At 70.0% G+C, this 20394-nt stretch carries 21 protein-coding genes; 2 read left to right on the top strand and 19 right to left on the bottom strand.

Annotated features, from left to right (window positions below; genetic code table 11):
* The first annotated feature begins 139 nt into the window (after positions 1-139).
* On the top strand, positions 140-586 hold the full coding sequence (locus IH25_RS0131375; RefSeq protein ID WP_030618390.1) for a hypothetical protein: 447 nt from the start codon (positions 140-142) through the stop codon (positions 584-586).
* 328 nt (positions 587-914) lie between these two features.
* Here the strand turns inward: IH25_RS0131375 and IH25_RS41400 are convergent, their stop codons facing one another.
* From IH25_RS41400 to IH25_RS0131360, 3 genes are all read right to left on the bottom strand, one after another.
* A complete protein-coding gene (locus IH25_RS41400) occupies positions 915-1058 on the bottom strand; it encodes a hypothetical protein (RefSeq protein ID WP_157847047.1) in 144 nt (47 codons plus the stop codon).
* 17 nt (positions 1059-1075) lie between these two features.
* Complete coding sequence (locus tag IH25_RS37985; RefSeq protein WP_037655976.1) at positions 1076-1369, bottom strand: hypothetical protein; 294 nt, start codon at positions 1367-1369, stop codon at positions 1076-1078.
* Positions 1370-1805: 436 nt separating this feature from the next.
* A complete protein-coding gene (locus tag IH25_RS0131360) occupies positions 1806-2537 on the bottom strand; it encodes a prepilin peptidase (protein ID WP_030618387.1) in 732 nt (243 codons plus the stop codon).
* A 259-nt stretch (positions 2538-2796) separates the two neighbouring features.
* On the opposite strand from IH25_RS0131360, the gene IH25_RS0131355 reads away from it, so the two are divergent.
* Positions 2797-3237 (top strand): hypothetical protein, encoded by a 441-nt coding sequence (locus tag IH25_RS0131355; protein WP_030618384.1) that lies wholly within the window; start codon positions 2797-2799, stop codon positions 3235-3237.
* Between the two features lie 30 nt (positions 3238-3267).
* Here the strand turns inward: IH25_RS0131355 and IH25_RS0131350 are convergent, their stop codons facing one another.
* From IH25_RS0131350 to IH25_RS0131275, 16 genes are all read right to left on the bottom strand, one after another.
* Positions 3268-6717, bottom strand: a complete 3450-nt coding sequence (locus IH25_RS0131350; RefSeq protein ID WP_030618381.1) for a LysM peptidoglycan-binding domain-containing protein — start codon at positions 6715-6717, stop codon at positions 3268-3270.
* Positions 6717-7166, bottom strand: coding sequence for a TadE/TadG family type IV pilus assembly protein (locus IH25_RS0131345; protein WP_030618378.1), 450 nt, complete (start codon positions 7164-7166; stop codon positions 6717-6719). The genes IH25_RS0131350 and IH25_RS0131345 overlap by 1 nt, the downstream gene beginning before the upstream one ends.
* Positions 7163-7609 (bottom strand): TadE/TadG family type IV pilus assembly protein, encoded by a 447-nt coding sequence (locus IH25_RS0131340; protein ID WP_030618375.1) that lies wholly within the window; start codon positions 7607-7609, stop codon positions 7163-7165. The genes IH25_RS0131345 and IH25_RS0131340 overlap by 4 nt, the downstream gene beginning before the upstream one ends.
* A gap of 14 nt (positions 7610-7623) precedes the next feature.
* Positions 7624-8049 (bottom strand): TadE/TadG family type IV pilus assembly protein, encoded by a 426-nt coding sequence (locus tag IH25_RS0131335; protein ID WP_030618366.1) that lies wholly within the window; start codon positions 8047-8049, stop codon positions 7624-7626.
* Positions 8049-8369, bottom strand: a complete 321-nt coding sequence (locus IH25_RS43035; protein ID WP_030618363.1) for a hypothetical protein — start codon at positions 8367-8369, stop codon at positions 8049-8051. Before IH25_RS43035 ends, IH25_RS0131335 begins: the two co-directional genes overlap by 1 nt.
* Positions 8370-8408: 39 nt before the next feature.
* A complete protein-coding gene (locus IH25_RS0131325) occupies positions 8409-9293 on the bottom strand; it encodes a type II secretion system F family protein (RefSeq protein ID WP_030618360.1) in 885 nt (294 codons plus the stop codon).
* Positions 9290-10243 carry a type II secretion system F family protein gene (locus IH25_RS0131320; protein ID WP_030618358.1) on the bottom strand — a complete coding sequence of 318 codons (954 nt, stop codon included), beginning with the start codon at positions 10241-10243 and terminating at the stop codon, positions 9290-9292. Before IH25_RS0131320 ends, IH25_RS0131325 begins: the two co-directional genes overlap by 4 nt.
* On the bottom strand, positions 10240-11727 hold the full coding sequence (locus IH25_RS0131315; RefSeq protein WP_030618356.1) for a CpaF family protein: 1488 nt from the start codon (positions 11725-11727) through the stop codon (positions 10240-10242). Before IH25_RS0131315 ends, IH25_RS0131320 begins: the two co-directional genes overlap by 4 nt.
* Positions 11717-12544, bottom strand: coding sequence for a hypothetical protein (locus tag IH25_RS0131310; RefSeq protein WP_030618354.1), 828 nt, complete (start codon positions 12542-12544; stop codon positions 11717-11719). The genes IH25_RS0131315 and IH25_RS0131310 overlap by 11 nt, the downstream gene beginning before the upstream one ends.
* Entirely contained in the window at positions 12544-13188 is a 645-nt protein-coding gene (locus IH25_RS0131305) for an SAF domain-containing protein (protein WP_037655973.1), read from the bottom strand. Before IH25_RS0131305 ends, IH25_RS0131310 begins: the two co-directional genes overlap by 1 nt.
* Before the next feature lie 81 nt (positions 13189-13269).
* A complete protein-coding gene (locus IH25_RS0131300) occupies positions 13270-14169 on the bottom strand; it encodes an ATP/GTP-binding protein (protein WP_245172931.1) in 900 nt (299 codons plus the stop codon).
* On the bottom strand, positions 14115-14714 hold the full coding sequence (locus tag IH25_RS0131295) for a hypothetical protein (RefSeq protein WP_157847046.1): 600 nt from the start codon (positions 14712-14714) through the stop codon (positions 14115-14117). The genes IH25_RS0131300 and IH25_RS0131295 overlap by 55 nt, the downstream gene beginning before the upstream one ends.
* 402 nt (positions 14715-15116) lie before the next feature.
* Positions 15117-16031, bottom strand: coding sequence for a replication-relaxation family protein (locus IH25_RS0131290; protein WP_051754268.1), 915 nt, complete (start codon positions 16029-16031; stop codon positions 15117-15119).
* Positions 16022-18652, bottom strand: coding sequence for a hypothetical protein (locus IH25_RS0131285; protein ID WP_030618341.1), 2631 nt, complete (start codon positions 18650-18652; stop codon positions 16022-16024). Before IH25_RS0131285 ends, IH25_RS0131290 begins: the two co-directional genes overlap by 10 nt.
* On the bottom strand, positions 18628-19281 hold the full coding sequence (locus tag IH25_RS0131280; protein ID WP_030618337.1) for a hypothetical protein: 654 nt from the start codon (positions 19279-19281) through the stop codon (positions 18628-18630). The genes IH25_RS0131285 and IH25_RS0131280 overlap by 25 nt, the downstream gene beginning before the upstream one ends.
* Positions 19278-20387: a C40 family peptidase gene (locus IH25_RS0131275; RefSeq protein ID WP_245172930.1), complete on the bottom strand. Its 1110-nt coding sequence runs from the start codon at positions 20385-20387 to the stop codon at positions 19278-19280. Before IH25_RS0131275 ends, IH25_RS0131280 begins: the two co-directional genes overlap by 4 nt.
* Between the last annotated feature and the right edge of the window lie 7 nt (positions 20388-20394).

The following is a 20394-nucleotide window of genomic DNA, read 5'->3' as shown; positions in this document are numbered from 1 at the left end:
CGTCGGAGAAGGCGCACCGGCGCACCTCGGTCAGATCTCCCCCACTCGCGGGGCGAAGACGGGGGCGTGGTGTCGTGTGCTGGTACGGGTGAGGGCCGGGAAACCGTGACTCTGCGCCCGCGCCCCCGTTGAGCAAGTCATGCGCAACATGATCAAGGTTCTGACTGTGGGTGCGGCAATTGCTTCTGTTGTTGCCCTGCCTGGTACCAGGTCGGCGTCCGCTGCGGTGGACCCCGTGATGAAGACCTCGTGCGGTACCTACCGGCTGCCGGACGATCATGCGTGTCTCATGGCCAGGCGCGGAAGGCAGGTCAACGGCTGGCGGGTGACGGTCAACCTGCATGCGCAGCAGCGGCATGGCCACGACTGGGTGTTCGGTGCGGCGTGGGTCGGCACGGGTGGGCGAGTCTGGATCGAGCGGAAGCATAGGGGGCACACCCAGATCCTCGGCCGGAAGACCTCGCTGGGTGACGGCGCCGTGTCCATGGGTATCGACGGGGCGGTGTACGACGGGCCCGGCTACAAGGCTCGTGCCTGCGCGGACATCAAGGGCGGCCGTTTGCAGGCTTGCACGGACTGGTACTGAGGGGCTCTGGCCGGGAGGCGAGCCGGGGTGCCCCGGAGAGGCTGGATGTCGATCACTCGCAGCTGTCGGCGGCGTCCCGGGGCGCTGTGCCCTGGCCGTTGGCGAGCAAGGGGAGAGTGTGCGGGCCGACGCCGACCGCCAGCAGGACCGTTGTTATGCCGTGCCTGTCTGTCCCAGGTGCGCGAGCCGGGGCAGGTCGCTTTCGCCTACCAGTACGCCTCTTCTGCGCGGGGGGGGGGACACGGACAGGATGAACTCGTCGATCGGGCAGCGGCACGGTCATCGAGCCGGTGCCCGAACAGGCGACGAGTCCGTCGTGGCGCGGCTTCTACAGCAGGGCGAGTGCCGCCCCGGCCACCAGCCCGGCGGTGAAGCCGGACACCACCACACCCCACGGGGCGGCGCCGAGAATCCGTTGTCCGTACCCCGGGCCGAGCAGTTTGTAGCTGGCCAGCCACACGGGAACGATCACGGCGGCCTGGCAGACCGTCATCCACAGCTCGCGCGGAAGCGGAAGTCATCTCTTCCCTCGCGTAGACGGCCGACATCGTCACCAGATGCCAGACCCGGGCCGTACCCGAGGCCAGCAGCGCCGTCGCCTCCGCGAGGGCAGACGGCGTTGGACCACACCATGACCCGGTCCATGGGCGGCCGGTCCGCGACGACCCCGCCGACGAGCAACAGAAGGATCTGCGCGACGATGCTCGCCGCGAGGACCACGCCCAGGGCGCCGGGGTCGCCGCCGATCCTCAGGACCGCGAAGGCCAAACCGATGGGTGCCACGGCCGTGCCCGTCCAGGACAGCAGACGGGCAGTGAAGTGCAGCCGATACAGTCTGAAGCGCCTGCCTCCCGTGCCCGGGCCGCCCAGCCGATATGTGGGACGGGTCCCGCTGGATCCCGCTCGTGGATCCGCGCCTTATGCCAGATCCAACTCCACCCAGAGAACACGACATTCCGGCAGATGCGCCACCGGGAAGCCCGTCCCGACTTCAGGGCGACACGAAGATCGCCTGTCGCAGAGGCCCCAACGGAAACCCCACAGAACCGTCCAGCCGGGGTTGATGACCCGGCCAAGGCCACTCCAGCGTGGTAGCGCCGGGGGCGCTGTGCGGGTGCCGCAGTCTGGCAGGCTCCTTCACCGACGGTTGGAGTGCGCGGTCTCATGGGATGGTCTCCTCCTATCAGGACCAGGACGTCCAGCTCGCGCTCCTCAAGGCTTAGCAGGGGCGGGATCCCAGGAGCACGCCGGCGAGTGTCCCGGCGAGCAGGCACGGGCCCAACGGGATGCTGCTCGTACGGTCGGCCCGGCCCGTGAGGGTGAGGCCGATGCTGTACAGCGCGCCGGACAGGTATCCGGCGAAGGTCCCGGCCAGGACGATCGCCCAGCCGTACCAGCCGAGGATGGCCCCGAGGACGAGGGCGAGTTTGACGTCGCCGAACCCCAAGCCCCTGCTGATCAGGAAGAGCGCGAGGTGGCAGGCGCTCAGGATGAGGGAGCCGAGCAGCGCGGAGGTCCAGCTGCCGCCGGCGCCGGGCAGCACCGCGGCGACGCCGAGCAGGACGTGCGCGGCCGCGGCGAGTGGCAGGGTGAGGACGTCGGGCAGCCGGTGTACCGCGAAGTCGACGGTGGCGAGCAGCACAGCGGTCGGCGTGAGCAGCAGCCAGACCAGCAGCTCGGGGCGGGCACCGGTGGCGGCCGCGAGCAGGGCACAGGTCACGGCCGTGACGGAGGCGACCGGGAGTGTGCTCGGTCCGTAGGTGTGCCCGGCGGTGCAGCGGGCGCGTCCCAGCCATCCGTTGCCGGTACCGGTGAGGGGATGGCCGGCCGGGCACGCCGACCGCCAGGGCTCCTTGAGGGACACGGAGAGCCGGTAAGCGGGGCGGGGTATGAGCACGCCTGCGGCGCAGCCCCACAGGGAGGCAGCCGTGATGATCAGCAACGTCTCCACCGCATGGAGCTTAGAGCGAGGCGGCCACGGGGCTCAGTTTCAACGCGGCCCCGCGCCTCGACGTCCGGGCTTGGTTCAGGCTGCGGCACTTCACCGCCTGGATGTGGTGAGGATGCCGGGCGGATGTCCGCTGGGTCCGGCGGGGACGTGGCGGGCGAGGTCACCGGTCGCCCAGAGATCCTCGCCCGTGCTGAGGCCCACCCGGGCATCAGGCCCAATGCTCCAGTGATCAGACCCGAACACCGAGACAGGAGGTCTCATGCGCGCCCTGCGTATCGCCCCGGACACCGCAGTCAGGGAACTCGACTTGCCCGTGCCCGGTGCGCAATCCGCCATCCGAGATCACATCGGGGCGACCGGTTTCGTTGATCAAGGCCTGTACCACCGGCAGGCCCTGCTGCACATCCACGGTGAAGGACGTGTGATCGGACTCGCGCAGAACATCACCGCATGGGCCCTGGCGAGCGCCTGGCGAGGCATCGCCCTGTACCCGTTCCACGGGCCGGTCGTCGTCACTGGGCGTGCCGAGGACGGGGAAGTGGCTCCCCTGGACGATGACCTGGCACAGCAGGCGCACGCGGTTGCGCAGACCGTCCGGGAAACACTGGAGGAGTGGTGCATCCGGCCGCCCGCCTCCAACGAGGCCGCCCTGAGCGAACTGCTCGCCTATGTGGCTCAGGACATGGCCCCCAACCGGTAGTACGCATCGCGTCCTTCCGTGCCTCCGCGCCTACAGGGCCTTGCGCACCGCCGTGCCCGAGCCGTTGAGGAGCTCGTTGATGAGCTGGGTGGTCTCCATCTCCAGTGAGCAGTCCAGTGATCGGTTGACCTGTTGCACGCGGGCGATCGCAGTGTGCAGCCCCGAGCGGTTCCCGCGCGCAGCCTCAAGACGCATCCAGTCCCGATACAGGAGTTCTGCTGTCTCATCTACATCGAGACCGGTTGAGACGGCCTGCCGCGCGGCGCTCAGGTCGTGGTGGGGGCCGGCGGGAATGCGGTACGTGGCCACGGTGTGCGCGACGTCGATAATCCGCGTGATCATTTCCTGAGCGTAGGGCTCGGCCCACGGCAGCGGCCGGCCGCCGAATGGCTTGCCCCGCACCAGCCTCAGCGCCTTCTCCAAGTCGGTCAGACCCGAGGGACCTAGCGGCAGCGCGCGTTCGACGAGCTGCAGGAAGCGCGTCCAGTCACACCGCACGCCGGGGCCGAGCCGGTAAGGATCACCGCCTGCCTTGCGGCGCGGCACGTACAGGATGCCGGATGAGTCGCTGCCCAGGGAGCTGCGAAGGCCCTGCATCCGCGCGTTGAGGGTGCTCGTCGACCACGGGCTGACCGGGTCCATGGCGGCACACAGAACATCCGCGCTCCGCCCAGGACGGAAATACAGCAAGGCAGCCAGCTGTGCAATCCGCGGGCCGTGCCCGGTGCTGTCCACGCCTGTGACCTCGACAGGGCCCAGAATCCGGATCTCCGGGGCGTGGAGGTCGTGCGCCTCGCCTGCTTCCGTCTCTGGCGCCGTCGTCTCTTCGACGGCGGGTGCCGGGGCGTCGGCCTTGGCGGCCTGCGGCATGTCGGAGGAGTCCGCGCCGGCCCGGGACTGTGGGGTCGAAGGCACCGTTGGCCCGGTGTTTGGGCTGGCTTCGTCGTCGGCCCCCACTTCCGACGTGGTAGGGGAGAGAAGACGGAGCCCGGACGGATTGGTACTGGCGGCGAGTAGGGCCGGGAAAGCCTCACCGCTCACATCCGATGCCGCGGCCGACGCCGACAGCGCGGTGTTGCGGGCGACGGCCTCCTGAGGCGATTCCTGTTCTGGCTGCTGGGTGCCCGCAAGTTCCTCCGGAACGACCTGCCAGGGCCCTTCGGCGGGGTGGGGTCGCTGTCCGGACACCTTCAACGCGGTGGTGATCTGCAGGTAGGCGGCGCGCTCCAACCGCTGCACCGTGATATCGGTGCCCACGTAGCCGAGGTTTTGTGGCTCGCTGAGCGAGGCGTTGAGCATCTCCGCCTCAGGGAAGTGAGCGGCCGCCGTATTGGCCGGGGCGATCAGTACGACGGGCACCGCCCGCGCCCGGCCGATGACGTCGGCGAACTGCCAGGCCACCTCCTCGTCTAGCGGGGACGCGCACAGCAGCAGATACGGCTGATGCCGCGTTTCGGGCATCTGGTGGGCTTCCAGCAGGCGTTCGCTCAGATCGCGCAGCGCGTGCACGGCCTGCCGCATGTGGGCGATCCGCGCGGTGGGCAGTAGCTGTGGCAGGTCCTCACCGAACCCCACGGTGACGACCTGGACGTCGGCCGCCCACGGACTCATTGCGAGTTCCATCGCGAGCGAGGTGCACACCTCGGTGATGTGGACCGGGTTGCCGTCCAGCAGCAGGACGCGAAGGGCTGCGAGGTTGAGCAGCAGCAAGTCGCCGGCCGTGGTGCTGCCGATAGTGACCAGCCCCGGATACGGCGCCGGCACCTCGAGAGCGGCGTCCTCCTCCAGGAGTGCGGCGTCGGCGGGCAAGACCCACCAGCCGCCCTGCCCGGCAGTGAAGGGGGCCACTGACTCCTGGGCGAGGTCCTCGGGCAGCACCTCCACGGTGCGGGTCCCGACCCGGGCAGCCCGCAGCGGCGGCACAACCAGGTTCTCCTGCCGCTGGGCCGCGTGGTGGGCCAGCGTGCGCAGGGCTACGTCCAGGAGGGCGGCGCCTGCGGGCTCGGCTGCCGCTGCCAGCTGGGCCTCTGCAGCGCAGGTTTCCGACATGATGGCGATCTTCTCGCCGGGCTTGCGGCGGCGGCGCTGCAGTGTCCTGCGCAGGGCGAGGGCGCCGGTGACCGCGGCGGCCAGCAGGGCGCCGGCGCCGAGTACGGTGCGCAGGTTCAGCGGACTGCTGCTGGCCGGAGCCGTGGCCGGGGCAGGAGAGCCGGATGATTCTGATGGCGACGCTGACGCTGAAGGAGAGGCGGCAGAGGATGAGGCGCTCGTGCCGGGCTCGGGCGCCGTGGACGCTGAGGTGGGCCGAGACGACTGCTCCTTCCCCGGCTGCTCGGCAGGGTGGCCGGCCGGTGCGCTGGGCACCGACGACTCGACTGCCGGCGCTGTGCTCCGGCTGGGCACGGGCCAATCCCCGCCGTCGCCCGGCCTCTGCCCACCATCGGGAGTCTGGGTGGCCGGGGCAGTGGCCTCGTGGCCGCCCGACTCCGTGCCCTGCCCGGCGTCCTGGTCCGGTTGATAGGGCCGGGCCACGGGCACCGTCACCTGCTGTCCCGTGTAGATGACGTCGGGGTCGGTGATCTCGGGCAGGCCGCGCGGCTGCGGATTGCCCTTGCTGGCCTCGAACAACTGGGGCCAGGCGTCGCCGTCGCCGAGTTCCTTCTCTGCGATCTTCGACAGGTAGTCGCCCGGATGAACCGTGACGACGTGCCCGGCCTTCTCGCCGGCAGCGGGTGCGCTGTCACCCGGCTGCGTACGGATGCCACCTACGGCCGCGGCGGTCTCGGGCATTCGCAGCTGCCAGCCGGGCCGCAGAAAGCTGTTCGCGTGGAAAACAGTACCGTCGACCATCACCCGGCCCTCGTTGAGGTCGGCGATCTCCCGCCACCGCTCGCCGTCCCCCAACTCTCTTCTTGCGATGCCCCACATGCTCTCCGCGGGCCGCGTCTCGCGCACCGTGTACGTCGCGTGGGGAGCCGGGGTGCTCGCCGCAGGCGTCTGAGCTTGCTCGTTCTCGGTGGTCTGGGGGCTTTGAGTTTGGCCGGGGACATGGGGGGATGTGCTGGCGGCCGGGGATGCCTGGACGTCGGAGGCCAGGGCCGAGGTGGTGGGCAGCAGCACCAGAATGCTGCCCACCAGCAGGGCCGCGGCGCGTTGCGAGGCACCCAGCCCGCGCGGGGCATGCCAGGTATGGCCCTTCATCTGTGCGATCAGCTCGCGGATGGTGCAGAAGCCGAATTGCGCCCACCCGGCCCATCCCACGCCGACGAGCAACAGCAGGAACACGCTGCCGGTGTCCTGCCGGTCCAGCAGGTGCATGACGTCGTCGTGGGTGGTTGCCCAGATGACCGGGGAGGCCCAGGTCAGCAGCAGCGGCAGCCCGACGATCGTAACCGCCAGGACCAGCAGACTCAGCACTGCCTTGACGACCCGCGCCAGGGTGCGGCCGGCGGTTGCGGCGGAGCAGGGGGTGGTGTGCATCAGTGTCCTTCGTCGGGTGCCGTGACGCCATGCAGGAGGGTGGCCTTGCCGTGGCCGGTCACCGGCAAAGAGCCGATCCCGACCACCGACAAGAACTTCGTGTCGTAGGTGCCGGTGACCGTGACAACCAGCGACTTTCCGTTGCCGGACACGCCGACCGTGCCGGTGGCACCGGCGGAGCGCAGGTAGGCCCGGGCTGCGGCGGCCGCGGCCTGAGGATCCACGTCGATCGCCTTCCCGCTGATCGCGTCGGACGGGTCGATCGCCTGCCCGCCTGCCCGGGCGGCTTCGCCGGCGATGTAGTCCGCGCGTTCTGCGGCGCGCATCTTGCTGCCGCCGTCGACGGCGACACCGATGATCCCGATCAGCGCGATGACGCACACGGCGACGAACACGGTGACGCCTCCCCGGTCGTCCGTCCGCCGCCGGAACAGCCCACAGAAGATCATCCATCCCCCCGCTGCCTGTACTGGTCCACCACCGAGGTCGCCGTGGACGTCAGCGTCTTGGCTCCGGGCACGCCCGGAAGAAGAAGGCCGGACAGATTCACCGTGCAGGTCACGGTCACGGTGACCGTGCCGACCTGCCCTACCGGCACGCTGAGACCACCGGTGTTGATGTGGACGGACGTCGACGCGCACGTGATGCCCTGGTCGCTGAGGGACTCGGCAGCCGCTGTGCGCGCGGGACCTTGGGCGGCTGCCGCTGTGCGGTGGAGGGATGCCTCCCGCGCTGCGTCCTCAGCCGCAGAGTCGATCTTCGAGCCGGAGGTGACGATCCGGCCGCCAGCGATCGCCAGGCACAGAAACATGATCAAAGCCGGGAAGACGACAGCCGCCTCAACCGCGGCACTGCCCTCATCGCTGCGCAGTCTGCGCGCCCATCGGGCCATGCATACCACGTAGATCACTCCCCCGGGACGGTCCAGCGCTCCACGGGGCCGGACGCCGACTGCGTGACGTGCAGGCCCGGCAGATCAGGGATCATCGACAGGGCCGTGCCGGACACCTCCACTCGCACACGCTGACCGTCGCCGCCGGCCAAGACCCTGTAGTTGCGCAGGCTGTCACCCGCGGTGCGTCCCAGGACGCTGCGTGCCTGTGCCGCACCGTCGGCCGGACTCGACTGGTAGGCCCGGGCGGCGCTGACGCCCTCGCGGGCTGCGGTCAGGGCGATCTGCCGGGCGTAGTACCACATGGAGGCCTGGATGACGGCGACCGTGGCGAGCAGCACAAACGGGAAGATGATTACCATCTGGATGCTGGTGTCGCCGCCGTCGTCGCGCCATCTTCGCCCCTGCCACCAGGCGTGGAGACCCTCGGAATGACTCATCACAGATTGGCGAGCTTGCCGTTGTACTTGGCGATCACGACAGTGATGGTCCCGGCGATCAGAACGGCACCGGTGACGGCGGCCACCCAGATGATGACGGTCGTGGTGGAGATGTCGCCCCGGTCGGGCCGACGAGCGGCCTCCTGAAGGCTTTCCTGCACGCGCGTGGTCAGACGCAGGGCCGCACGGTTGGCGCCGGCCCAGACACGCGCTCCCCGGCGGTCACGACCCGGACGGCGGGACCCGCTGTACGGGCCGGTGTGCGGGTGGGCGGTTGCCTGGAGCACAGCACGGCGGGCGCGGGATGCAGTGTGCTTCATGGTGCTTACCTCTCTGGAGCGTTGAACGAGCCGGATCGTCTAAACGGTGAGCATGCGGATCACAGCGGGGAAGGCCATCAGCAGCATCACCAGGACGGCCAAGAGGGCTCCCGGCGCGGTCATCTTTTCGCTTGCTGCGTTCGCCTCGGCGGCCTGATCGGCCAGGAGCTCGGCGTTGAGTGCCGCGGTGCGGGCCCGCAGCGCCTTGTAGACGGCGGCACCGTCGGTGGCGCTGCCGCGCATGATGTCGGCGACGTCGTCCAGGACGGGCAGGTCGTACTGGGCGGACAGGTCCGCGAGCGCCTGGTAGGGAGGGATCTTCTCCAGCCGGGCCCGGCGCAGAGCGCCCTGGAGATACAGGAAGGGCCAGCCTTCACCGACACAGGCGGCCTTCTCCAGCGCTTCGGCGGGGCCGGCGCCGGCGGCCCGCTTCAGGGCGACCAGGTCGAGGTAGGCGGACAGGGCGTGCGCGAACTCCTCCCGCGCTCGCTTGGCCTGGTCTCGCAGGGCCAGATCGGGTGTGATGAACAGCAGGGCTGCGACGAGGAGTCCGACGCCGGCGGGCACGTAGAACGGCAGGCCCACGCCGGCGATGACCCACGGGATCGTTGCGATGACAGGGCAGAGCAGTCCCAGCGCGGCGAGCGCGGTCTTCTTGAGCATGAACTGGCTCGGTCCCTGGCCGAGCAGGGCCAGGTTCGTGGTGGGGACGCTCACGCCCGGAAGCCGCTCAAGGCGGGCCAGCAGCCACCGGCCCCACACCTCCTCGCGGTCCAGTTCCGGTTCCGGCATCGTCAACGTGCCCGGCGCACTGCGCTCGAGGGCAGGCCCCAGCGCCGGCTGGGGCTGCAGCAGTTCCCGGATCAGCAGCGCAACGCCGCCACCGACCACGCCGCCAGTCACAACAACAGCAAGCAGGTTCACGGCGCGGCCCCCTCCGGCTCACGGACGGCGGCCGGCGCCTCCGGCTCCGACGCGGCCGCGGGCAGCCGGACGGTGCTGGTCGGGTCGGTGACCAGGAAACGGGGAATCCGGCGGAAGGATCCCAGCTGCCGCATCAGGGCGAGCACTCCGACGAACCCCGCCGTCAGGAACGCGAGCACGAGCTGTCCCAGCAGCGTGGAGTACGGCTTCGTGTACGACGGCACGAAGAACCCGGCCACCACGACACCCACGGTGATGATGGTCATCCACCGCACGGTGGTGCGGGGCTTGGCCCGGTCCGCCTCGATGGCGCGCTTCTTGGCGACCTCCTCGCGGACGGCGCCCGACAGGTCCTCCAGCGCCTGCGCCAGGCCCGGCCCGCGGTCGTTGACCGACAGGATGAGCGCGGCGACCACCTTGTCCGCGGTGACATCGTCCAGTTCATCGGCGAACGAGCGCAACGCCAACTCTGGCCGCCACCCCAGGCGCAGACGGTCGGACAGACTGACGATCTGTGGCGCGAGCTCGTCTGGGGCGCCCTGGCGGCTAGTGATCATGGCCTGCTCGAGACCCATGCCCAGCCGCAGCAGACCGGCCAGCCGCTGCGTCCACTCACTCAGCGCTTCCAGCTGACCGATGCGTTCCTGCGCCAGCTGCGCCGGGGCGATCAGCCAGGGCACACCGATGACGGCCGCGCCCAGCAGCGCACCGCCGACGAAGTTCCCTGAGACCAGCCACACGGCCACGAACACCACGACGGCAGCGACCAGGAGGGTTCTCCGCCGCAGGCGGACGTCCTCACTCTGGTTCTTCCCACCGCGCATGGCTGCCTGCCAGCGCATGTGCAGGGGGGCCCGGCGCGGCGCCGCGGTGCCCACGACGCCGGCCACGACACCGACCAGACCGCCGACCACGGCGATTCCACACAGCAGCCCGAACAGCACCGTCATCGGCTCACCTCCACCTTCAGCGGCAGCGGTGCCTGCCAGGCCCCGTACGGCTGTTGCAGCAGCGACGAGTCGAAACCGACGCGGCGCAGGTCATCGATGCAGCCCGGGTCCATCCGAGGCACCGCCCGCAGCTCACCGAACTCGCGGCCGGGGGAGAAGATCTCGTTGGTGGCGGGCCGGCCGTTCTCGCCGATCCCGGTCAGTTCCAGGACATGGGAGACGTACCGGTGGCGGCGGCCGCCGATCTGCGTCTCGTCCGTCATGTCGACGTAGACGATGAAGTCCAGACCGTTGGCGGTCTGTCGGTAGGCGAGCTGCTCGGACAGGTTCTCCTGGGCGAGTGCGTACAGCTCGGCGATCCGGTCGAAGATGATGTCCGGGCGACGCGCGTGGATGGTGCACAGGTTGCCACCGGCGCCGTTCGTCAGCGCCTGCATCATGGCGACGACTTCGGGGCCGCGGACCTCGCCGACCACAATCCTCTCCAGCGACATCCGCAGCGCCGGGTGCATCAGATCCAACAGCGTTACCTCGCCGGCGCTGCGCCCGGTGACGTCCTTCTCCCCGTTGGACTCACGCCCCACGAGGGAAACCACCTGCCTGTGGTAGCCGTTGGCGTGGCAGAACAGCTCGTCCTCGGTCTGGATCGTGGCGAACCGGCACTCCGGGTCGAACTCCTTGAGCATGGCCCGCAGCAGCGTGGTCTTCCCCGCCTTCTGCTTGCCCGCGATCATGATGTTCTTCTCGGCGCGCACGCACGCCCCGAGGAACTCGCGCAGGATCAAGTCGATGGTGCCCAGCCGTACGAGATCGTCAAGGTCGGCATGGGAGACCCGGTGCCGGCGGATGACCGCATACGTCATCGGCCCCAGTCCGGTAATGGCCTGCAGACGGGAGCCGTCCTGTAAGGACAGGGCCAGGGTGGGGCTCGCGGTGGAGATGGTGCGCTCACTGTGCCCGGAGCCACGGGCCAGCTCTCGCAGCAATTCGAGCAGCTCCTCCTCGGAGTCCGCGACCGGGCCGACCCGGCGGCGTTCGCCCTCGCCGTAGTCCAGCCACACCTCGTGCGGGCCCTGGATGATGATGTCCTCGACCCGTTCGTCGTCCAGGTACGGCTGGAGCCGGCCAGCCCGAAAGAGCAGGTCGTACACGGCACGCCGCAGCGCCTCGTCCTCCTGCGGCGTCATCGCCTGGGAGTCCGACCACAGCGCGACCGCCTCAGCGATCCAGTTCAGGCAGCGCTGCTCCTCGCTGGCCCGGTCCATGTCAGGCTGGGTCTTGAGCAGTTCCTCGCGCTGCTTGGCGACCTGGGACGCGATCTCCCGGGCCACCCGGTAATCGACGGTGATCTGCGGAGCCGCCGTGCCGAGTACCTGCGGACTGGAGGCGGCACCGGCAGGCAGCGGCGCGCCGCTGACATGCCGCGCCCACCCCTGGGACGGCGGAGTCACCGTGGGGTCGGGGTGCAGGGGCCTAGCGTGCATGGGCCACCTCACCGCCTGTCGCGCGAAGTCCGCGTGGATCGAGGCGGGCCCGGCGCATCGCGGCCCGCTGGGCAAGCAGCGTGCCGCCCGTGCGGGCGGCCTTCATCAACGGCGACCTGGTGAAGTGGCGGGGCTGTTCGGCGCCGTCGGACAGCACGCGGGCGTCCTTCGGCGCGAACGGCAGAGTGGCGATCACCGACACCTGCAGCACGCGCTGCACCTCACCTGCGGGATACGGGCCTTCGTTGACCATCACCACGCTCACGTCACCGACACGCTCTTGAAGGGCGCGGACCCGGCCCTGCGCTGCCTGCAGGCAGCGCAGGGTGTTGCGGACCACCAAGAACACGGCGTCGGCCCGCTCGGCCAGGACCCCGGAGGGCCCAAAGGCGCCGCGGCGGCCGAGATCGATGAGGACGTCGTGGGCGGCCTCGGACTCGATGCCGCGGAACATCTGCGCGAGCATCTTCCAGACCGAGCCGAGGCTTGCCGCCTGCGCGGGGTCGGTGAGTCCGGGCAGCAACAGCCGGTTGCGCGGGGACTCGCCCCTGCCGTCATCGCCGCTGAGATCGATCAGCTGCCGCCAGAAAGCGTCGCTGAACTCGCCCGTGCGGGCGGCGACCGAGAGGTTGCGCAACCCGTACCTGTCGCCGAGCGTGCCCTGCAGCAGGCCATGCAGCACGGCCCCGCCGTCCGGGTCGCACTCGGCCAGGATCATCCGCCGGCCCGCCTCAAGTGGCCACGACAGCAGCAGGGCCAGCGCGCTCGTGGTCACGCCGGGCGCGCCGCTGCAGCCTGCGAGCGCGATCACAGCCATCAGTTACCGTCCGGGGCAGCAAGGACCAGCCGCAGGGTGCCGGCCGCATCCCACGCCGCGGCCGTGGGGCCGTCGGCAGCAGAGGTGGCAACGTCGACGACCACGATCCCCGTGCCGGGGGCGGCGCCAGACGCTTTCACTACCCGGCCGTCGATGGTCTGCCAAGCGGCGTCGGACGTCTTGCCGCTATCCGTGGTGCCCTGGGCCGGGACGTGCACCAGCTCGACCCTCTGGCCGGGCGCCAGCGCGGTGGCGGGGATCTGCTTGGGCTCCAGGCCGATCGGCACCAACTGCTCCCCGGCCTTGACGAGGTTGTCCTTCGTCACCTGCGAGGGAGTGAGGAGGGAGCCGGGCTTGAGTTCCACGGCGGCCCGCTTGCCCACCACCGACTCCAGGTCACTGGCGCGCACCGCCTTGACGGCCGGGTCCAGGGCGATGGACGCCTTGCCGAGGTCATCCTCGGCCAGGACTTGGCCGACCTGGACGTCGCGGACCACGGTCACCACATCCGTGCGGTTGCCGACCTGGAGCAGCAGGACGGCAACGCCGGCGCCGCCGGCGGCGATCAGCGCCAACGACAGGGCGATGACGCCCGGGCGTCGCCTGCGGGCTGACACTCGGGGCGGCGCCACCACAGTGGCCACGTGTCCCTGCCGGGGAACGCCGCTCGGGACGGTGCTTGCGCGTTCTTCGGTCTTACTCAACGTTCTGTCCTTCCGGTGGCGTTACCTGACGACCTGGAGTTCGCCGACCGCCACCTGCACGTTGGTCTGCCGGACCTCGGTGAGCCGGTCGGCCTGTCCGCCGCCGTGCCAGTTGATCGTCCACGTCGAGGTCGCGGTCACCGCGAACGTGCCGTTCCGGACACCCGCCGAGGTCTTGGCGTATACGTGTCCGCAGGTCGGCGACTGGGTCATGCCATCGGACGACTTGTAGGGCGTTCCCGGCCCATTGCAGGCCACGGAAGCACCGTCGCCCATCGTCCACACGATCTCCGACACCCTGGCGGTCGCAGTGACGGTGATGCCACCCGCCGTGGCCGATGCGGTGTTCGGCCCATACGTGGTCGGGCTCTGCTTGACCCACATCCACATCGGGACACCCACGGTGTACTTCCCGGCCGGGCGCGGGCTCGCGATGTCCGGTCCCAGCAGCGTCATGGATGCGACCGCACGCCGAGCCAGCTCCCGGGGGTCGACCTGTGACGCAGGAGGCTGACCTGCCCGCACGACGACGAAGCCGTCCGGGTTGTCCGGACCGCCGTCCGTGCACCCGTAGAAGTACAGGTCCTTCTTCTTCGGGTCGGCCCCCTTCCAGCCCGGCCATTCGGCTGGTGGCTTGGGATCGACCTTGGTGTATTTGCAGTCCATCTTGCTGTCGCCGCTGGCGCTGCCGTCTTGCGAGCCGCCGGCCTGGCCGCCGCTGCCGCCGGTCCGGTCACCCACGCCGACGTTGACACAGAACTTGATGACCTGGCACTTACCGGCACCGACATCGGGATCACCGTCGGCGTGCGCCATGCTCGCCGAGACCAGGGTGAGGGCGCCGGTGAGTGCCGCGATGCGCCGAGCTAGCAGGCCCGCTCTTGAGCGGTCAACTTCGTGACCATCCACTTCGTGCCCCACTTTTCAAGCGTCGCGGTGCTGACGTATTTGATGAGCCGGGTCGTGGGCAGAGGGACTTCCTTCTTCGAGGCCTTGTCGATCAGCGTCCAGTGCGTCGTGTCGATGCAGTCCGTCACCGTGGCCGTGGGGATCTTGGCGGTGGTCACCTTGACCACCTTCGGATGGATCACTGGCTTTCCGGTGGTGACCTGTCCGGCTTTCCGCATGACCTCGAGGTCGTGCTCGATATCGAACAGGGCCCTCAAGGTGGTGCTCTTCTTCAGGTCGGTGCCCGCCACCGACGCCTTGCCGTAGGCCTCGGTCTGTGCATACCAGGAGCTGGTGTACGCCGCGAGAACAGCGGCATCGACGGCGTCGACGGTGGAACTGGGCGCGGGCGAGACCGCCGCAGAGGCAGAGCCGGCCTTGGACGACGTGTCCGAATCGCTGCTGTTACAGCCGGCCAGCACCAGCAGACCTCCGGTGAGGAGCAGCGCGATTGCATGCTTCCGGGTGCGAACAACGGCGTGCACGTGCCCCGTTAACCGCCGTTGTGCAGCTTTCACGTTGCCTCCCCGTACGACGCAGTGCGGTCGGCCGTCACTCCCGGCCTCCGGCGGGCGGTGACCCAGAACTACGGCCTGATCCAACTGTGGTAATGCCGTTTGCGTGACCGCATGATTACGCATATGCCAACCGCTTTCCCAGTTTGATATTGGCGTCCAGCTCACATCCTTGTGACGTATCCAGTCACTCTCGGAACCCGAGTTCGATTTGCAGTTCTCTATCCGCCGCCCGGCGCGCCAGCACACTTCAGGACGCGATGCCGGACCGAGCGCGCCATCTGGCATCTACTGTGGGTGACAACGAGATCACCGCGTATCGGTTATCCCCGCGGCTGGCCCCGGTGGCTCACAGGACACCGGATGCCCTCTGGCCGGGGCACGTTCCGTAGGTGAGACGCGGGGTCATAGTTCAGTCCACGGACGAGGCGTGCCGCCGGCCAGCGGCATCCACACGTCAGCGGTGGGATTGCACTCGTCCAGGTCCTCCAGAACGGCCGCCCCCAGCGGAACCTCGCGGGCCATATCGGCCACGAGCGGGTGATGGGCGACCATGGCCTTGAGGTCGCTGATCCGGTTGTCCATCGCCTGACGCCCTGTACCAGTCAGCACGAACAGAACCCGGGGAAACACCGGGAACCACCGCAGCCAGCCGGGCCCGACCGCCTGCCGCCGCCGGCCGACGGTCTGCGGCTCATACGTCCACAGCCTCGCGTACTCAATGAGCTTCGCGGCCAGGCGCTCGCTGCTCATGGTGGCGCGGTCAACCTCCACGAACGCCCGCAGCTTGCGCCGCTGCTGACCGTCGATGAGCGTGTAGTGCATGACCGCGTCGGCGACGACCCGTTCCCCGTCGCCGATCGCGTGGCCCACCTCGGGAGTCCAGTCCAAGTGGCCATGCTCGTCACCGCGCTGGCGGGCGTCAACGACGAAGGCCAGGTGGGTACGCAGGACCGTGAGAGTGTGCGGGGTCTTCAGCGAAGCGGCCGTCGCTGAGGTGATCGGATACGGCGGCCGGCCCCGCAGCGCGGGCCAGTCCCGGGTGAGGCGTGCGCCCTTGGGCGTGAGATACCAGACCCGGCTGCGGTTGGACTGCGGCAGCACGACGAAGTCGACCAATTTCTCGCCGAGCAGGTCGTTCAGCCGCTCCGAAACTGACTGCCGGGAGCGGTCGGGCCGCAGCAGCACATGCAACTGGTTGGTCGAGGCCATGCGGTGCTGGGCGAGCGTGGCCAGGAGTTGATGCTTGAGGGGCTCGACGGGACTAGGCGTGAAGCCCGCCGCGGCACGCTCGGCAGTCGGGGCGGTGATCAGTTCCATTCGTTCTCCTTCGACAGGCGGACAGGGGCGACGCCGGCACGGGCGTGCGCGGCGAGAAAGGCGGCGACCCGGCCGAGCTGCTGGGCGGCGCGGTCGGTGAGCGTTTCCAGCGGAAGCGCGTGCGCGTTGGCCTGGGCGGCCCGCTCCAGCGCAACGACCTGCTTCGGCCGGGCCTGGGCGGCGAAGACGTCGTCGAGGTAGGGTCCGCGCAGCCGGACGGGCCCGACGCGGCGGCCGCGGACGTTCATGGAGACGTAGTGCTCGAAGCGCTCCATGATGGCGACCCGGTCGGGGCTGGGCTCATCGCCCCATTCGGCGGTGATGGGCGCGATCGCGGACTTCGACCCTGCGGTGGTGGCCAGCGTGGACGCGTTCTGCACCAGGGAGAGCCGCACCGGCGCGGGGAGGCGGGACAGCAGCTGAGTCATGCCGTGGACGTGACACTTGTATTTGCGCAGGTCCTCGAACATCGCGGCGATCGTCTCCGGGGCCGCGCCGGTCAGGGTGATCAGCTCATCGAAGTACGGGCGGAACGGCACCCGCTTGGCTTCCGGGGTGTTGCGCCTGGAGCGTGCGGCGCGCAACAGATCGCGGGCCAGGAGCGCGGTCAGCAGGCGGTCGGTGGGCCCGTTGCCGCCCGGGCACACCCACACGATCATCTGGGTGTCCATGGCGGCGCGGATGTTGTAGACGCCGGCCGGCTGGCCGAGGAAGGCGCGGGTGACCGGGTTGGCGGCCAGGCGGGTGATCGGGTTGAGGACGACGGCGAACGCGTCGGGCGGCAGGGTCGGGAACACCGACTGCCACCATGCGCGGGTCTCCTCGTCCAGCCGGCCGGCCACCGCGGCGAGTGCAGCCTTGCGGAACCCGGGGTCGGTGAGGAGAGCCCGCATGTGGAAGATCGTGGCCTGGTCCTCGGGCTGTCCGGCCCGGCAGGCCGTCTCGTTGATGGCGACCAGCACGGTGAGCGCGGCGGTGAGGATGGTCAGCGCCCGCGGAGCGGTCGCATCGTCCCAGGCCAGTGCGGAGGCGTAGGCGTCAGCGATCGCCTCGACGACCTCGTGCGCCGCCTGCCCGTGATGCATCCCGAGCGGATTCCACGAACTCACCCGCGGATTGGCACCCATCCCGTTGAGGTCGACCAGCGCGATCCTCGGCATCAGGTGGTCGTGGGCCAGGAACGGCACCGCGCGCGGCCATGAGTCGCGGTGCGGGTCGACGAAGACCAGCCCACCGCCCGCGTGGGCCCAGCCGATCGCCTGCGCCAGGGCGCGCTCCGTCTTGCCGCCGCCTGCCTTGCCGACCCCCACCTCGAACAGGGTCTCCTCGGCGTAGGTGGCGACCAGCCGCTCGCGCCCGTCCGGGCCCCGGTAGATGCCCTGCAGCAGCAACCGAGGATCGCCGAAGCTGAAGGTCGGCAGGTCACCGGCGAGTACCGGCAGACGGCAGTGCACGGTCGGGGGCTTGAGCAGGCCCGTCAGTTCCTCCAGCCGCAGCCAGTTTGCGCGGGGAGGCTGGCAGTGTCCGAGCTTCCAGCGCCGCTCGAAGCCTTTCCGGGTGGGCCAGTGGTCGGCGCCGATCCGCCACGGCCCCAGCCGCCAGCCACGCATCGCCCACCTTGAGCGGCCCCCGAACACGTCCAAGGCGGCCTGCAATTGAGCGAGCCGGGCCTCGGCGCGGCCTTCAATGTGCGAGGCACACATCACCAGCAGCTGCACGCGCACCAGGTGGTCGTCCTCAGCGAGCTTGCCCAGGGCCTCGGCCGGCTCCACCCGCCGAGGCACCGGCGGCATCACCAGCCGCCGCCCGGCACCAGATGCGGGCTTGTCCGTGAGCATCTGCTGCAGATGCCAGCCCAGGGAGTCCTCGATGCCGGAGGCGTCCTGCCGCAGCCACCGCGCGGCCCGCTGGGCCTCCCGGCGCTCCGACCGGCGCGCGGCACCCATCAGCTGCAGGCGGCGCTCCCGCAGCGCCCACTTCGGTGCCCGCTGGATGTCGAGCCGAATTTCGGCGAGGTCACCGAGCTCGGCACGCAGGTCGGCCACGGCGTCAACGAGCGGCTGCAGGGGATCGGGCTTGAGCGGCACCTCACGCAGCGGAGAGATGATCTTGCCCCGCAGGATGAACTCGGCCCGCACGGTGTGCGCACGCGGCGTGTCGACGGTCGGCCTCGCCCGGTTGACGGTCACGTCCGGCCCGAACGGCGTTACCGACAGCAATCGCTCACCACCCGCCGGGCCCTCGATGCGGTAACGCAGCGGCGCACTGCCGTCCGCGCGCAGCCGGATCTGGACCGACTTCGCCCGGCGGGGCGCCCACCACGGCATGGCTGTGGACGCGCGGGCGAGCTGCACACCGCGCCGGAAGATCTCCTCCAGACTCGGGTCGAAGTGCCGGGTGGAAACGAGCTCCAGAGCCATCCGTTGGGCTGAAGCCTTGGCCGCGAGCCGGCGTACCACCCACTCGCCCACGAGCCAGCACACGGTGATGACCAGCGCGAGTAGGTACCAGTGGCCGTAGACCCAGTCGGCGGCGTGAACCAGGCCGGTGACCAGTCCGAGCGCCGGGCCGGCAGCCGTGTGCTCAGGCCCGTCAGTCAGGTGCGGGGCTGCGGAATCCACGTCGTTGTTCCCTTCTTTGACGTCGTTCGGATGAAGTGCCAGTCGCTGATGCGCAGGTCGGTGAAGGTGCCGCCCCGATCCATGCCGGCCCACACCAGATGCACCACCGCGTTGTCCGGGCTGCCGTCCCGGCGGGCGATCGCCGCCTGGATCCGGAAACGCGCGGTGGCGAACGCCGGCGCCACCGCTTGGGCCGAGGCGGGGAACATCTGCGGCCACTTCGCGCGGCCGACGCCGGTGGCGTCCGCGCGCAGCAGCGCGCGGCCCGCGGTGAGGAGCTCCTGTTCGTCGCCGGCGGAAAGGTCGGCGGGCCAGGCCGCATCCAGGGAGTGCTGGATGGCCTGGTCGCCGGCCGGGCCCTCGCCATGTGGCGGAAGCTCGGGCTCGAGCGCTGACGGCGTCGATGCGGTGGATGCAGCCGATGCGGGGAAGGGCGGCGTGGGGGCGGCCGGCTGGCTCGCGGGAGGTACAGCAGCCGAGGGCGGATCCGTGGTTGCACGCGCCGACGCGGTTGCCGGGGCCGGCGGCCGCTGGATGGGTGGCACGCCCAGCAGCGTGACGCCACCGACGACGGCGAGGACGACAGTGCTCAGCACCAGCAGACGCGCAGAGCGCGCAGTCGTGGTCACAGCAGCCGCGCTCCCCCCGCATAGCCGGACATGGCGTTCACCGAGTCCAGCCGGACCACGGTGCCAGGGCGGGCGGCATTGATCATTTGACCGCCACCGGTGTAAACACCGACGTGATAGATCGTGGAATCGTGCCCGGGGGCGTAGGCGTAGAAGACGAGGTCGCCCGGCTTGAGGGCGCCGGTGCCGAGGCCGGCGGGAATCCGCCGGCCGCGACCGGCCTGCGCGGCCGCAGTGCGCGGCAGGCCGATGCCCACCTTGGCGTAGGCATAGGTGGTCAGCCCCGAGCAGTCGAAGCCTTTGATGCGCGCGCCGCTCCTGCCGCTGGGCGAGCAGCAGATCCCGTACGACGGTCCCTGGGCGTTGCCGCCGCCCCACGAGTAGGGCACGCCCCGCTGGGAGAGCGCGGCATCGATGACGGTGCGGACCTTTCCGGAGAAGTCCTTCAGATCGGGGCCTTCAGCGGCTGCCGTGTACTGGTCGATCCACCCCAGCACGTTCGCCAGGTACTCGTCGGAGTGGTTGTACTGCAAGATCGCGGCCTTCAGCTGCGGCCGCTTCGTCAGGTCACGGCCGCCGCACAGGTAGACCGCGGCGCCGAGGGCGGCGTCGTCGGCGTTGTGCGGGTCGGCGACACGGTCACCGTTGGCGTCCTTGCCGATCGACTCCCAGGTGGAGGGAAGGAACTGGAAGGGGCCCACGGCGCGCTCCCCGTGCCCGGAGCCATCCCACGTGCCGCCGTCTGTGTCGGGGAAGACGGTGGTGTTGCCGCCCTGGCCGGAGCCGTTGAGGAGCGCCCCGTAGATCTTCGGGCGGATGTCTCCGTTGTCGGCGATGTCCCGTCCGATGGCGTGGTTGGACTCGGCCTTGGCGATCCCGGCGAGGACCGGCCAGCGCATGCCCTGGCACTTCGGCGCGTACCTGCCGACCTGCGCGGCGGCCTTCTTGTAGGCGGCCAGCATCCGGGCAGGGATGTCCGCGGCACTTCCCCCTTCGGCGATCCCGCCGTCATCCTGTGCACCTGTCTTCAGCGCGACGTACGCGCTGATCGCATTCCCTACTGGTGCGGCACAGCACACGGCGGTGAACATCAGCAGCGCGACCATGCACCCG

The sequence above is a fragment of the Streptomyces achromogenes subsp. achromogenes genome (genome assembly GCF_000720835.1).
Taxonomy (GTDB): Bacteria; Actinomycetota; Actinomycetes; order Streptomycetales; family Streptomycetaceae; genus Streptomyces; species Streptomyces achromogenes.
The sequence above is the reverse complement of the archived record's forward strand: the minus strand, read 5'-3'. Positions and strand labels throughout refer to the sequence as shown.

Coding starts and splice junctions, on each gene's coding strand:
- IH25_RS0131355 (WP_030618384.1), top strand. CDS start 2,797: ATGCGCGCCCTGCGTATCGCCCCGGACACCGCAGTCAGGGAACTCGAC.
- IH25_RS0131375 (WP_030618390.1), top strand. CDS start 140: ATGCGCAACATGATCAAGGTTCTGACTGTGGGTGCGGCAATTGCTTCT.
- IH25_RS0131310 (WP_030618354.1), bottom strand. CDS start 12,544: ATGGCTGTGATCGCGCTCGCAGGCTGCAGCGGCGCGCCCGGCGTGACC.
- IH25_RS0131335 (WP_030618366.1), bottom strand. CDS start 8,049: ATGAGTCATTCCGAGGGTCTCCACGCCTGGTGGCAGGGGCGAAGATGG.
- IH25_RS0131290 (WP_051754268.1), bottom strand. CDS start 16,031: ATGGAACTGATCACCGCCCCGACTGCCGAGCGTGCCGCGGCGGGCTTC.
- IH25_RS0131340 (WP_030618375.1), bottom strand. CDS start 7,609: ATGGCCCGATGGGCGCGCAGACTGCGCAGCGATGAGGGCAGTGCCGCG.
- IH25_RS0131275 (WP_245172930.1), bottom strand. CDS start 20,387: ATGGTCGCGCTGCTGATGTTCACCGCCGTGTGCTGTGCCGCACCAGTA.
- IH25_RS0131350 (WP_030618381.1), bottom strand. CDS start 6,717: ATGCACACCACCCCCTGCTCCGCCGCAACCGCCGGCCGCACCCTGGCG.
- IH25_RS0131345 (WP_030618378.1), bottom strand. CDS start 7,166: ATGATCTTCTGTGGGCTGTTCCGGCGGCGGACGGACGACCGGGGAGGC.
- IH25_RS43035 (WP_030618363.1), bottom strand. CDS start 8,369: ATGAAGCACACTGCATCCCGCGCCCGCCGTGCTGTGCTCCAGGCAACC.
- IH25_RS0131320 (WP_030618358.1), bottom strand. CDS start 10,243: ATGACGGTGCTGTTCGGGCTGCTGTGTGGAATCGCCGTGGTCGGCGGT.
- IH25_RS0131315 (WP_030618356.1), bottom strand. CDS start 11,727: ATGCACGCTAGGCCCCTGCACCCCGACCCCACGGTGACTCCGCCGTCC.